The sequence below is a fragment of the Staphylococcus warneri genome (assembly GCF_900636385.1).
GTDB classification, from domain to species: Bacteria; Bacillota; Bacilli; order Staphylococcales; family Staphylococcaceae; genus Staphylococcus; species Staphylococcus warneri.
Window position 1 is genome coordinate 208,839 of record NZ_LR134269.1, and the last position, 14,680, is coordinate 223,518.

Consider the following 14,680-nt stretch of genomic DNA (forward strand, 5'->3'; position numbering starts at 1 on the left):
TTGGATTAATTATATTTAGTTGCTTCATCGATAAATAGGTGGGCAACGTAGCGTGCATGTTTGGTTGCTTCATCGACACCTAAAAGGGTAGTCATAGAGGTTGTACCTTCCATTAGCAAGGTATATCTAATAGCTAAATCGCGTCCATTTTTAAAATTAGAACGGTTGGCTAAATTTTCAAGATAAGTTAATAATCGTTCTTTATGTCCACGTGCGATAGCTTCGATATTATTATCGGTATCGCTATAGTCTTCAATCGCACGAATAAACATATCACCAGTGTACGAATAATCTTTCAACCACTTACAGTGTGCATCTACTGCAGCAATGAATGGTTGTTGTGGGGATTGATGAACACCGTCTTCTAAGTATTGCCAGTAACGCATTTCTCGTTGTTGAAGCACGGCTTCGACTAGTTTTTCTTTAGAGTCAAAGTGGTTATAGAGTGTCATAGTAGCTACATTGGCTTCTTGAATAATTTGCTTTAATCCGACACCACGAAAGCCATGTTCGTAAAATAAGCGTTCTGCTACTTCTAATAAATCTTGCTTTTTCTTGGACATTATCATCACTCATTTAAAAATAGAATAGTCATTCTAGTTAAAATTAACAGTTTTACTACTAGCTGTCAAAGTGTTGATTTGCGATTGATGGCAATGGGTGTCGATTATCGCATTTCTAGATTTAGTTGGTAGAAACATGATCAACAGGGCGAGAAAAATCAAGTGTATCGTGTAATGCTGATAAAATTTCTTCTTCTGAGTAACTGTAATTATTCTCAACCCATCTTCTTATAATTTCAATGAGTCCACTACTATAAAAATCAGCAATTAATTGTGGATGATCGCTGTTCATAATTTTATGTGCTAATAAATCGTTATTACACTCAGCACCTTCTAATATTTTCTCACTACAGAATTGAGTCAAACTACGAAAGACATCGTCTTGTCTTGATGCGACAAGTAAATGTTTAAATACTGGTTTATGTGTATTGATGAAAGAGATAAATGATTCTAATGCATCTGTTGAACCGTGCTGATGTAAAGAATCTAAATCGAGTGCTTCCTTCATATATTCTGTTAATGAGTATAGTAAGTCATATTTATCTTGGAAATATCGATAAAATGTACTGCGATTAATTTCAGCAGCATCACATATTTTCTGTACAGTGATTTCATCAAAGTGATAGTCATTTAATAATTCAAAAACTGTTTGATTAATATGTTTTATCATACGTTTTTGTGTAGATGTCGTCATAAGCAGGACTCCCCGAATAGTCATTTTATTAAGATAATATTGATTGATAATTTATCATAGACGTTGTTATTTTACCAAATATAAATGCTTTTTACATGAAATACACATTACTGGATTGTGAAGACAATACAAAAAAGCAGGACTTGAGCTGTATATTCTCAAGTCCTGCATACATGATTGTTACTCGGAGTTATTAGATTTTACTAGAAGAATTAATGATCAATACCTTCTAACCATTCATCTACTTTATTATCGTTGTCATCAACATAGTCTTTGGCAACTTGTTCTGGATTTTTCTGGTCTTTGAAGATTTTCTTAGCTAATTGATCTTCATCTTTTTTGCTCCAGTCGTCTGACATACGTGTTGCAATTGTGTATGCTGCTGGATGATTAGCTTTGAATTCTTTATTAAATACTAAGTTAATATGTTGATCTTCTTTACCATAAATTTTGTCAGGATCTTTTAACATTTTAACGCCTAATTCTTTAGAGAACCAACTAGAATCCATTGCTGTAAATAGGATTGGTTGTTGTTGTTTATAAGCTTTTTGTACTGCTTTAAATTGATCTTGGTCAGAAGATTCTTTAAGACTATAACCGTCTAGATTATCTTCATCAAGTTCACTTTTAGTTTGTTTCATGACACCATTTCTAGCGTCTGTACCTTGAATTTCTTTATCGAACTTCTTGCTATCCTTTAAGTCCGCAATTGAGTCGATATTTTGTTCGTATTTTGGTACGGCTAAGCCTACTTTAACATCATCGACAAGGTTCTTTTTGTCATAAACGGATAATTTACTTTTGTATTTATTATAGTAACTTTTATCTGTAGATGGGAAAATACCTGACGCATGGAATGAATCTGGATTTTCAGCTACAGATGCATATAATGGACCGCTTGCTTGTACAGGTGTAGTTGTAACGTCATAACCAGCTTTTTTAAGTACTTCAGCTATGACTAATGTACGTGGCGCTGAGTTATCACTAGCAATATATGGTAATTCGATTTCTTTATTGCCTAGGGAAGTATTGTCATCTTTTGATGAACTTCCGCCACCGTTACCACATGCACTTAGCACGATGGCTAAGGCAATAGTGGCAAACAGGCCTAACAGTTTGAAACCTCTTGTTTTAAACATTCAGCATATCCTCCTTTTTAAAATTAATATCTGTCATCGTCATGATTGAAATCGGTACGATGTTTGTTGTCAGTATGATTTGAATATTGATCGTATACATCTTTACTATTTTCTCTTGCATATAACATTAATGCATTAAATAGCATGTCTTGATCATTCGTTTGATTTGATAACTGTTTGAATAAATCAGTTGTACGTGCTTCGTTACTTTGTGGACCAGATTGAGAGCGACGTGCGTATGAATGACTGCGCTCAGAATGGTCGTCTAATCTGTCGTCACGTCTTGGATAATTATCGTGACCATTACCTTGTTTATTATATAAAGATTCATAATCTACATCGTCGTTTGGTTCATTGGATGCAAATCGTGATACGTGTGATTCGCTTGTGTAAGTTGAACGATGTGTATCATCTTGATAACGTCGTTCATCTTCATCACGATGATATTGACGATCTAAACGGGAAGGGTGTTCACTTTCAAAGTCTCTGTCATCTCTTCCACGACGATCAGTAGCGTAAGCACCATGACGATCTTCATCGGTAGATGCATGAGATTCAGCTTGATGTGAATCTTGTTCTAATGCTTTACCTTCGATATCTAATTCTGGGAGGATGCTGCCTAACCATTTAGGTAAGTACCATGATCCTTTACCAAATAATTTCGTTAATGCTGGAATTAATGTCATACGTACGACAAAGGCATCAAATAGTACACCAAATGCTAGAGAGATACCCATTGATTTGATTTGCATATCGTCTTGGAATACAAAGGCGATAAACACACTGAACATAATCAATGCAGCTGCTACAATAACAGGGCCACTTTCTTTAATACCTACTCTAATAGAGTGATCATTGTCACCAGTTTTACTATATTCTTCATGTACACGCGTCATTAAGAATAGTTCGTAGTCAATGGCTAGACCAAATAGTAAACCGATTGTAATAACTGGTAAGAATGCTAATAGTGGACCAGTGTTTTCTACGCCGAATAGACCACCAAGGAAGCCATCTTGCATGACTAAGGTTGTGAATCCGAGTGTAGCCATTAATGATAATACGAAACCGAGAACGGCTTTTAATGGAACAAGGATTGAACGGAATACAAATACTAATAATACAAATGCTAATAATATGATAACACCAGCAAATACTGGAATAGCATTATTTAATTTTTCAGCCATATCGATGTTGATTACGCTTTGGCCTGTTACTTCTGTATTAAAGTCGTATTTTTCTTTGGCTTGTTTATTGTAATCACGTAAATCATAAACTAAATTGCTTGTTGATTGCGCATTAGGTCCATCTTCAGGAATGATAGAGATTAATGCATAATGATTATTATCATTTAATTGAGGTTTTTCGACAGTATCGACATTATCGATATCTTTAAGATCTTTTCTCATACTATTTAAATCAGATTCAATGTCTTTTTTACTGCCACCATCTTTAGTATTTACAAGCATCGCAATTTGACCGTTATATCCGGCACTAAAGTTGTCAGTAACTAAATTATACGCTTTGTGTGCGGATGAATCGTTAGGTTTTAAGCTATCATCTGGCATACCTAAACGCATTCCAGAAATTGGTATGATAGCTGCGATTAAAATAATTAAACTAATAATAATAGCTAGTACTGGTTTACCAACTACAAATTTAGCCCATGGATGATTTTTAGGGTCTTTACTTTTTTCTGGTTTGTCTTTGATTTTAATACGTTTATGGAAAACACTAATTAATGCAGGTAATAATGTTAAAGCGGCAAGTACCGCGAATAAAACACTAATTGCAGAAGCGAATCCCATAACGGCTAAGAAATCAATACCTACTAATGAAAGACCGCAAACAGCAATCATAACTGTTAAGCCGGCGAATATAACTGCGCTTCCTGCTGTACCAACAGCTAAGGCAATTGATTCAACAGGTGGGGTACCTTTTTTCCTAATTTCTTTATATCTAAATAAGATGAATAGAGAATAGTCGATACCAACTGCTAATCCAATCATTACGGCTAGTGTTAATGTGAAGTTTGGAATATCGAATACGTTTGTTAATAATGCAATGATACCAATACTTGAACCAAGTCCCATGAGGGCACTGACAATTGGCATACCTGCTGCAATTAATGAACCAAATGTAATTAATAAGATGATAAATGCAGTGACAATACCTACTAATTCTGAGTTGCCTCCTGGTTCAGAACCACCGCTACCACCTTGTGCTTGTTCGATTTGAACATTGTGGTTATCTTTCACATCTTTCATTTCACGATCGATAATTTTCTTAGAAGAATCTTTTAATGATGTTTGGTTAACTACATAATTGACTGTCGCAATTGCAGTATCTTTATCATCATTGACTTGATTTGTTTCATATGGATTACTTACGTTTTGTACGTAATCATCATCTTGTTTAATATTATCAAGTGCTTTTTCAATATCTTTCTTAGTGTCTTTATCTGTAATACCATCCTTTTTATCAGAATGTATTACAATTTTCATCGATGCCTTTTCACTATCTTGATGGAACTCTTTTGACATCTTGTCATTTGTATCTAATGATTTAAGACCATTCATTGTAATATTGCTATCAAATTTAGGTGCGCTAATTAATAATGGTGTGATGATAACGCCTAGAATCAAAAGCCACGCAATGATACTGACCCATTTGTGCTCAGCAATGAATTTGCCTAATTTGTATAAAAGTTTTGCCAAGACATTTCCTCCTATTTGTTTTTTATTCGTTAACTTGTGACGGAACTATGAAGTTGGACTCAATTTAATTGAGAAAAATCTATGGTGTTTTAAAGTTACAGTTATTAATTTAACAAGATTCAACTGCTTGAAACACCATTAATTTTATTGAGTCGTTGAAAAATGAAACAGATTGTAAGAATTGTTGGACATTTTATTGAAAAGATAACTCAGAAGTGTGCTTTATGAGCAGTGATAGCAACTGTTAACTTGTGACAAAATGTCCAACGAGAATTAAAATACCTATCAATACTAAGCATAAACCGGGTAAATAAAATTTCTCTTTTAATTCATGGCGTTTTTCATCAGCATACATCACTATTTTGGAAATAATGATTAAAATAGCGCCTAATATTATAAGTATGATAGATAAATCCATGTGGATGCCTCCTTACAGTTGTGGTACGGCTAAACTAAGATGAAAAGAAATAATTAAAAAATGCTTTATATAAGTTATATTCCCTTTATTCAGTTAAATATGAAACCGATGCGCAAGTTTAATAAAAAACATCAAAATAGGGATGACTATGGCATGAACCCCCATTGGTGTATCGATACATAAAAATTTATATAAAAAAAGTGGGGAGAGTTAGATACTCACCACCACTTAATAGGTATTTAGGAGTTGTTCATTAATCAAACGCAAGGGTTCAATAATTGAATTCCATTATTGAGCGTTGGCTTTTAAGTTAACGTCAATATTACCACGTGTTGCTTTAGAATATGGACAGAATTGATGCGCTTGTTCTACATACTGTTCAGCCTCTTCTTGAGATACATTTTCTAACGTAACTTCAATGTCTGCTGCTAATTTGAAACCATTATCGGTAGTATCTTTCACTAACTCAATAGTGATTTCAACTTCAGGGTTTGCGTCATTAACTTTATGTCGAGATAAAATTAATGATAATGCACTGTTAAAGCATGCACTATAACCTGCTGCAAATAATTGTTCAGGGTTAGTATCGTTACTACCTTGACCACCCATTTCTTTTGGTGTTGCTAAATTTTGAACAAACGTGTTATCTGGACTAAATACGCGACCATCACGGCCACCATTACTAATCATTGTAGTTGAATAAATTGATTCTGCCATTTTAAAAACTCCTTTTAATATAAAATTAAGTTAAATCATATTGCGAATTTAACTAATTTAACTTGATTGAATTATAAAGGTATATACATATAGTTACAAATTATTTGTTTATTTCATTTTACTGATAGATTAAATAGCTTCTATTTAAAATGCAAAGTGTAATTTTAAAGTGCTTTGTTATATAATGGAGATGAATTTTAAAACGGCAATTGATTAAAGGAGATTGAAAACATGAAAGATAAACAATTCGACAAAGTCAGCATGTGTTTGAAATTATCTTGTTCAGCGCTTTTAATCAGTGGATCAATGATAGGTTATGGTTTTGCTAGTGATATGTCAGTACAAGCTAAAGAAACTTCAACTTCACATCATACATCTGAATCAAAAGATGAGTCATTGCAAGATAAAATCGATGACGCTAAATATGATATTGATCGACTTACACATTTAAAAGAAGATTCAAGACAGGATTACCACAAACAACTAGATGATGTATCTGATAATGCAACATTGGATAAGATAATTGAAGATGCTAAAAAAGAAGATCGCAAATTGAAATCATTAGACAAAGAAACGCAGCATTCAACAGATTCAGCTGAAGAAACGCCTAGTGAAAAGAATGCTGAAAATGTGAAAGATAAAGATGATGTTACTAAAGACTTAGACAAAATTTTAGCTGATTTGGATTTATCTTCAGAAAATGTTGATAACCATCAACAAAAAGATGGTGAAACGAGTCAGGCACAGGAACAAGCTCAGCCACACGATAAGCAACAAACGTTAAATCATAAACAAACGTCAGTGTTGGATGATTTAGATAAAATAAAGCAAGATACATCATTAGATGAAGATGCCGATACGACACAAAAACAAAAGCGTTCCGATTCATCATCTAATCAACGTCAAGACAGACAACAAGATTCTAAAAATCAATCACAATCTAATACTAGAGAACTGCCACATTCTAACGCCAAAGAACAACAAACATTAGATGATTTAAAACACATTGCTGACGAAGCGGATGTGAAACAATCAGATCAAAAACAAGATGGACACGTTGGAAAGATTACAAAAGAGTTAGAGGGTAGTGACAAAATAAATCAAGCGATTTCTAGTCAATTATCTTCTAATAACATGAACGGCAATCACTACATTAATGATAAAAGAGATACACTTAAGGCATTAGAACAGGATGTCAATCAACAAAGCGATTTTAACAATCAACGTAAACAAGCTTTAAAACAAGACATTCGTCAAACGGAACAACGTATGAATCAACAACATGATTTAATACTTAATCAGTTGCAACAATCCAAAGATAAAAATAAAGCGGCTCAATCCATTTTGGATACAGTGATGAGTCAACATGAAGCGAAACAAGCAATGAAACACGTAAAGACGAAAGGAAAGACAGATCAACAAATTGCCAATCAAATCGATAAACAGCTAGATGGTCTTACACATACTTCATCAGATAATATTTTAAAATCAATGTTAGATCAATCTGAAGATAAGCAACAATTAATTAAACAACTCCTTGCTACACGATTGGGGGATAAGGAAGCGCAACGTATTGCGAAACAATTAGCTAATGGACAATTATCAAACCAACAAATTGTAGAGCAACTCAAACGACACATTGATAAACAAGGACATGTGAGCGCGGATGACATTTTAAATGATGTATTAAATAATGCAAAAGATAAACGACAAGCGATTGAAACTATATTAGCAACGAGAATTGAACAAGGAAAAGCAAAAGTGCTAGCAGATATCATTAATCGTATGCAAAGTGATAAAGCAAGTGCTTTAGATTTAATCAAGTCTGCCATTAACGGTAAGGCTAATGATTTATTGCAATTGCAACATAAGATGGACAGTGCTAAGAAAGATTTAGACTATATTGTTTCTCCGATCAAAAATAGACCGAGCATTTTTGATAGAATTAATCAACAATCCAATCAAGGCTCTCGTTTATTAGATCAACTTAATTCTGGTGGTAGTCTATTGGATAGTATTCCTGATATTCCAACGCCAACACCTGAAAAAGGCCTAACGCTTGGTTCTAATGATGGATTCCTAGATGGATTGTTTAATGATGATGGTAATCTATCATTACCTGATGCAGGTCAGGCAGTTAAGCAACATTGGATGCCTATAGCATTAGTTATAGCCATTATCGGTGGTAGTATAATCTGGTATAGTCAACGTAAAAGATCAAAATAAATTAAAACAAGCGAGACAAAGTTAACTTTGTCTCGCTCTTTTTAATGGTGTAATACGAGTGATTTATTTACCCGTTATATAATCCAATTGTGATGCATCATCAGCATCAATCGTTCTATATGAGATAACGCCTAATCCTTTCACATTTGATTCTGAAATGATAATTGAACCATCAGCGTTAACTTTTTCTACGAATGCAACATGACCATATTGTGTATCCGCACCTAATTGACCAGCTTCAAAAACGACTGCTGTATGTTTTTTAGGTGTTGAAGATACTTGATAACCTTCCCGTGCTGCACGATTATTCCAATGATGTGCGTCGCCTAAATTACTATGAATATATTGACCAAATTGTTTCATACGCTGATCCACATACCATGTACATTGTCCTTGTGGATAGCTTGAACTTCCTTTGTTTTCTACGAATGGTTTGAAACTTGATTGTGATTGATCATCGCTATGAATCGTATGATTATATTTATCCAAACTTGGCATTTCTTTCTTATCAAAATCAGTTAAATGATAATGTTTTATAATACTATTTAATTTCTTAGCATAATTAGGATCAGTCGCATAAGTACGTGATAAATGAGAAGTTGCTGACTGGTAAGTAGACGCTTCGCTCTTCCATGTTGGACGGTAAATGTTAGGGTTACCATCTATACCTTTTTTAATTAAACGTGCGTAATCTTCGAGTGATGCTTTTGTATCAGGATATTTACGGAAACCAGCTGTAATATTAAACATGTTATTTGTACTATCAGCTTCTAAAGTATTAAATGAAACAGACTGTCCTTGATAAGTTCCTTTAATGCCAAATAGATTAAAATTAGGTTTTTGTGCTAAAGCGCTATTACCAGAATCAGATTCTAAAATAGCTTGTGCCATCATTACTGAGGCATAGAGGTCTTCTTTTTGACCTATTTGATGTGCATCTTTGGCAATCGATTTAATAAAATCTCTCGTGCTTTTACTATCAACGATATTGATATCGCCATCTGTTAAAGCACCATCTTCTATTTTAGGTAATTGTTGAAACAATCCAGTGGCACGTGTATTCGATTGTTTAAAATCACCTTCAAATGATTGTGCAGGCTTTGTTTTATGTTTTAATTCATCCGGTGTTGGAAGTTGAGGATTGACGTCTTGCTTTTTTGTATTGTTTTGCTTTGTATCTTGTTGTTTATCATCTTGAGTGTGTTTATCTTTAGATGTTTGATATTGCTTTTGCGTCTTCGTTGCATCCTCACTATACTCATCTAAAATGGAATCGATGGCTGAGTCGGAAATGCTTTGATTAGATGATGACTTGTCATTCTTGTTCGAACCATTCGATTGATTTGAAGAATGATCTTGTTGATTGTTGTCGCTTTGTTGATGATCTTGAGTTTCGTCACTTTGTGAATGATTGTCTTGGTTTGATAGGTCACTATTTTCCTTATCGTGACGATTAATAGATTGATCACCTTTATTAGTCTCGTCTTGTTGTGGATACTTTTCAGAATGACCACTATTGTCTGCATTTTGATCATTGTCAGTTATCTTATCATTATCATCAGACTGGTTATTTTTAGAGTTTGTATTTGTATCATCTTCTTCATGAGAAGGTTGTTCATAGTCTGAAATATCGGAGTCAAAATGAAATAGGTTTTGAATTAACGTCGTTAAACTAAAGCTATCATCATATTGGTCTGGAGACCATAATCGATTAAAGTCAGATTGATGCGTGGATAATCCATCATAAAATTGATTAATTAAATTAGTTGATTGATGTGACTGTTTATAATTATCATCTGTTACAGATGTTTGTGTTCCATGATGGTTTTGTTGGTGCGCTTTGTCTTGTTTTTCCTTTTTAGTGTTTTGGTGTGATGATTGCTTCGTTTTTTCATGTTTGTGTTCTGATGTGTTAATCTCATCTTCTTCTTGCGTGATTTTAGTACTTTTATCATCACTGTTTGTTGAATCATTGTTATTTTGCGTATCACGCTGTTGTGATGAAGATGGTGTTGTTGAGTGGTCATCTGCAGCATTAGCTATGGGTGCTGTTGAGAAAGATGGCACAATTAATGTAGTTGTAAGTAAATATGTTAAGAATTTTTCTTTAGACATCTATGATTAGCTCCCTTAAAAATTTGAAAAATGATTGAGATACTTATTGGACATTTGTTATAATTTAACTTATGACATTTATAGTTGATACATATCAACGAATTGAATCAATCTAGTAAATTTAATTATACTAACCTTTATCAGAAAAATAAATTGTTTTTGAAAAATGTAATCTAACATTTGGTAAAATAGGTATAAATATGATGGCGATATAAATATAGATAGGAAAGTTAATCAATCGTTTTTAGGAGTGTGACAATGAAAAACGCACTAAAGCTGTTTAAAACAGATTTAAAGAAAATTGCTAAAACGCCAGCAGTTTGGATCATATTAGCGGGATTAGCCATATTACCCTCATTCTATGCATGGTTTAACTTATGGGCAATGTGGGATCCATATGGAAATACAGGCCATATTAAAGTAGCGATTGTCAATGAAGATAAAGGTGACAAAGTTAGAGGGAAAGAGATTAATGTAGGTAATAAGATGGTGCAAACCCTAAAGAAAAATGATAGCTTTGATTGGCAATTTGTTAGCCGTGAAAAAGCAGATCATGAAATTAAAATGGGGAAATATTATGCAGGCATATACATACCGAGCAAGTTTACACATCAAATTACAGGAACATTAAGGAAGCACCCTGAAAAGGCGGATGTCGATTTCAAAGTCAATCAGAAAATTAATGCTGTTGCTGCGAAATTAACGGATACAGGTTCTTCATTAGTGGTAGAAAAAGCTAACGAACAATTTAATCAAACCGTGACGAAAGCATTACTTTCAGAGGCGAATAAAGTAGGTCTGAAAATTGAAGATGAAGTGCCAACAATTAATAAAATCAAAAATGCGGTCTATGCAGCAAATAATTCTCTGCCAGAAATTAATAAGTTTAAAAATAAAATCATCTATTTAAATGAACACCAAGATGACCTTGATCGCTATGCGAATCAATTTAGAAATTTAGGTAATTATAAAGGTGATATTTTAGATGCACAAGAAAGATTAAATCAAGTTAATTCATCAATACCTGCATTAAATGAAAAGGCTAAATTAATAATTGCGCTGAATAATTATATGCCTAATATTGAAAGAGTACTAAATGTAGCAGCTAATGATGTACCGGCACAATTTCCTAAAATCAATAGAGGTGTCTCTATAGCGGGGCAAGGTATTGATGCTGCGAATGACCAACTCACAGATGCTAAAGGATTTTTAACACAAGTTCAAAATCGAGTTGGTGATTATCAAGATGCAGCAGGACGTGCCCAAAATGTAAATAATGATGTTAACCAAGATTTACGTCAACAATCAGGTACGAGTCAACAAAGTGCTCATAGTAAGCAACGTGATGAAGGACATAGTTATCAAACTGGGATCAAGACGCAATCTTTAAGTACTTCAGGTAATAAAGATAATAACCAGTCAAATGAGCTAGTAAGTTCAAATGATGTTAAATCAATGAATACAGCATTGACTGAATCATTATTATCGCTTTCAAATTTAAGTGATGTTCAGGCCAAGGCATCTCAAAAAGATATGGATGCATTGAAACATATCTCATACGGTATATTGGCATCAGACAAACCGACTGAGTTTAAAGAACCGTTAGAAAATGTATCATCTCGTTTAGAAAATGCTACGAAATATAATCAACAATTTATTGATATATTATCAGAGCTTGAAAAAAATGAAGATGTTGATTTATCAAAAGAAATTAAGCAAATAAAAACAGCTAATAATCAACTCAATGATCAGTTAAAAACAACCAACCAATTAATTGATGCTTTATCAAACGGTAGTTCTGGTAAATCAGAAGCGATTAATGTATTGAACAAAATCAATGACACGAATAAGACGTTAAGTCAATTCCGTACGTATGTTAAGAAAGAATTAAATCAAAGTTTATTAAACATTTCGAATGATATTACGTCACAATTGGCATCAGGTCAACAAGCATTATCAACTGTTCAATCTAAATTAAATTCAATTAATCAAGTGATTCAGTCAGGACAAAGTATATTAGATAGTGGTAAAAAGCGTATTGATCGTATTCAAACAGCATTGCCAGGTATAGAACAAACGTATATGAATGCAATGAAAACAGCACAAGATTACTTCCCAACTGTGAAGAAAGATGTAGCCAAAGCGGCAGATTTTGTGCGTAATGATTTACCTGGCTTAGAACAACGCCTAGCAAATGCTACTCAAGCAGTCAATGATAATTTACCATCGTTATTTAGTAAATATGATAACGCGGTGAATTTATTAGATGAGAACCAACCAAGAGCTAAAGAAGCCCTGTCTAATTTAGCGGATTTCTCAGAAAATAAATTGCCAGGTGTTGAGAAAGATCTGAAGAAAGCCAATAAAATATTTAAACAATTAGATAAAGACGATGCCGTAGATAATTTAATCGATGTATTGAAAAATGATTTGAAAAAGCAAGCTGATGTCATCGCACATCCAATAAATAAAAAGACCACCGATGTGTTCCCAGTTAAAGATTATGGTTCTGGAATGACGCCGTTTTATACAGCCTTATCTATATGGGTCGGCGGATTGTTAATGGTTAGTTTATTATCCGTAGATAACAAACATCAGTCATTAAAACCAATTCTTAGTCCTAGAGAAGTCTTCCTGGGTAAAGCAGGCTTCTTCTTCCTATTAGGTATAGTACAATCATTAATTGTATCAATTGGAGACTTAGTTATATTAAAGGCAGCCGTCGAGTCGCCAGTATTATTTGTGACGATAGCAGTATTCTGCTCACTAGTATTTAACTCAATTATTTATACTTGTGTATCATTATTAGGAAACCCTGGTAAAGCCATTGCGATTATTTTCTTAGTATTACAAATCGCAGGTGGTGGCGGTACTTTCCCAATTCAAACGACGCCTAAGTTTTTCCAAACGATATCGCCGTATTTACCATTTACGTATGCGATTGATGCTTTACGTGAAACGGTAGGGGGTATTGTTCCGGAAATATTAATTACGAAAGTGATTATCTTAGCATTATTTGGATTAGGATTTATCATAGTTGGTGTTATTTTGAAACCAATCACAGATCCATTGATGAGAAAAGTTTCATCTAAAGTTGATGAAAGTAATGTAACTGAATAAAGTGAATGAGTTTCTAGCACTTAGGGCATAACATGTATCCCTCAAGTGCTAGAATTTTTTATGTAAGATACATTAAGACACGAGTTCTACACACAAAATATATTCTTGAGTGATATTATAATAAGTGAATATATTTAAGGAGCGTGTGTAGAATGACACATCAAAATAAAGTGGCTATAGTAACAGGAGCAGCACAAGGTATTGGTTTTGAAATAGCCAAACGACTATTTAATGATGGCTTTAATGTTGCATTAGTGGATTATAATGAACAAGGTGCGAAAGAAGCGGCTGCCACATTAAAGGGTAAAGGCCAAGAAGCTATCGCCTTTAAAGCTGATGTCGCTAATCGTGATGAAGTCTTTCACGTTTTTAGTCAAGTAGTTAAACACTTTGGAGAATTAAATGTAGTAGTGAATAATGCTGGGTTAGGCCCAATGACACCTATAGATACTGTAACAACTGAGCAATTCAATCAAGTTATTGGTGTAAATGTTGGTGGTGTATTCTGGGGTATTCAAGCAGCACTCGAACAATTTGAAGCGTTAGGTCACGGTGGAAAGATTATAAATGCAACGTCTCAAGCAGGTGTAGAAGGTAATAAAGGATTATCACTATACTGTAGTTCGAAATTTGCAGTTAGAGGTTTAACACAAGTAGCTGCACGTGATTTAGCTGATAAAGGTATAACAGTAAATGCATTTGCACCAGGTATTGTTGAAACGCCAATGATGGAAGGTATCGCTATTAAATTAGCTAAAGAAAATAATCAACCTGAAGAATGGGGTTGGAAACAATTTACAGATCAAATTACATTAAAACGTTTATCTAAACCAGAAGACGTTGCTAATGTTGTTAGTTTCTTAGCTGGTAGTGATTCAGATTATATTACAGGACAAACAATTATCGTTGATGGTGGTATGAGATTCCATTAGATTAGTGAAATAGTTTTAGAAGAAATTTGAAAAATTGATTCA

The 14,680-nt window shown here is 33.7% G+C and carries 9 protein-coding genes and 1 pseudogene; 3 read left to right on the forward strand and 7 right to left on the reverse strand.

The window, feature by feature from the left end; translation table 11 throughout:
• Positions 1-5 precede the first annotated feature (5 nt).
• The 6 genes and pseudogenes from EL082_RS00960 to EL082_RS00980 form a co-directional block, all read right to left on the reverse strand.
• The gene (locus tag EL082_RS00960; protein ID WP_002467434.1) at positions 6-563 is read right to left on the reverse strand and encodes a TetR/AcrR family transcriptional regulator; all 558 of its coding nucleotides are present in this window, start codon (positions 561-563) and stop codon (positions 6-8) included.
• Between the two features lie 121 nt (positions 564-684).
• Entirely contained in the window at positions 685-1,257 is a 573-nt protein-coding gene (locus tag EL082_RS00965) for a TetR/AcrR family transcriptional regulator (protein WP_103286242.1), read from the reverse strand.
• 212 nt (positions 1,258-1,469) lie between these two features.
• A complete protein-coding gene (locus tag EL082_RS00970; protein WP_015364637.1) occupies positions 1,470-2,396 on the reverse strand; it encodes a glycine betaine ABC transporter substrate-binding protein in 927 nt (308 codons plus the stop codon).
• 563 nt (positions 2,397-2,959) lie between these two features.
• Positions 2,960-5,110: pseudogene (locus EL082_RS00975) on the reverse strand (MMPL family transporter); the annotation flags it as partial.
• Between the two features lie 244 nt (positions 5,111-5,354).
• Positions 5,355-5,528, reverse strand: coding sequence for a hypothetical protein (locus EL082_RS11880; protein ID WP_164553439.1), 174 nt, complete (start codon positions 5,526-5,528; stop codon positions 5,355-5,357).
• A 288-nt stretch (positions 5,529-5,816) separates the two neighbouring features.
• Positions 5,817-6,245 (reverse strand): organic hydroperoxide resistance protein, encoded by a 429-nt coding sequence (locus EL082_RS00980; RefSeq protein ID WP_103286240.1) that lies wholly within the window; start codon positions 6,243-6,245, stop codon positions 5,817-5,819.
• Positions 6,246-6,476: 231 nt separating this feature from the next.
• Between EL082_RS00980 and EL082_RS00985 the strand changes: the two genes are divergently transcribed.
• Positions 6,477-8,471 carry a midas domain-containing protein gene (locus EL082_RS00985; protein WP_103286239.1) on the forward strand — a complete coding sequence of 665 codons (1,995 nt, stop codon included), beginning with the start codon at positions 6,477-6,479 and terminating at the stop codon, positions 8,469-8,471.
• Positions 8,472-8,534: 63 nt separating this feature from the next.
• Here the strand turns inward: EL082_RS00985 and EL082_RS00990 are convergent, their stop codons facing one another.
• A complete protein-coding gene (locus tag EL082_RS00990) occupies positions 8,535-10,586 on the reverse strand; it encodes an amidase domain-containing protein (protein WP_103286238.1) in 2,052 nt (683 codons plus the stop codon).
• 258 nt (positions 10,587-10,844) lie between these two features.
• On the opposite strand from EL082_RS00990, the gene EL082_RS00995 reads away from it, so the two are divergent.
• Positions 10,845-13,706 carry a YhgE/Pip domain-containing protein gene (locus tag EL082_RS00995; RefSeq protein ID WP_103286237.1) on the forward strand — a complete coding sequence of 954 codons (2,862 nt, stop codon included), beginning with the start codon at positions 10,845-10,847 and terminating at the stop codon, positions 13,704-13,706.
• Between the two features lie 152 nt (positions 13,707-13,858).
• Entirely contained in the window at positions 13,859-14,638 is a 780-nt protein-coding gene (locus EL082_RS01000) for a (S)-acetoin forming diacetyl reductase (protein ID WP_049414594.1), read from the forward strand.
• Positions 14,639-14,680 lie beyond the last annotated feature (42 nt).

Coding starts and splice junctions, on each gene's coding strand:
- EL082_RS00995 (WP_103286237.1), top strand. CDS start 10,845: ATGAAAAACGCACTAAAGCTGTTTAAAACAGATTTAAAGAAAATTGCT.
- EL082_RS11880 (WP_164553439.1), bottom strand. CDS start 5,528: ATGGATTTATCTATCATACTTATAATATTAGGCGCTATTTTAATCATT.
- EL082_RS00970 (WP_015364637.1), bottom strand. CDS start 2,396: ATGTTTAAAACAAGAGGTTTCAAACTGTTAGGCCTGTTTGCCACTATT.
- EL082_RS00990 (WP_103286238.1), bottom strand. CDS start 10,586: ATGTCTAAAGAAAAATTCTTAACATATTTACTTACAACTACATTAATT.
- EL082_RS00960 (WP_002467434.1), bottom strand. CDS start 563: ATGTCCAAGAAAAAGCAAGATTTATTAGAAGTAGCAGAACGCTTATTT.
- EL082_RS00985 (WP_103286239.1), top strand. CDS start 6,477: ATGAAAGATAAACAATTCGACAAAGTCAGCATGTGTTTGAAATTATCT.
- EL082_RS00980 (WP_103286240.1), bottom strand. CDS start 6,245: ATGGCAGAATCAATTTATTCAACTACAATGATTAGTAATGGTGGCCGT.
- EL082_RS00965 (WP_103286242.1), bottom strand. CDS start 1,257: ATGACGACATCTACACAAAAACGTATGATAAAACATATTAATCAAACA.
- EL082_RS01000 (WP_049414594.1), top strand. CDS start 13,859: ATGACACATCAAAATAAAGTGGCTATAGTAACAGGAGCAGCACAAGGT.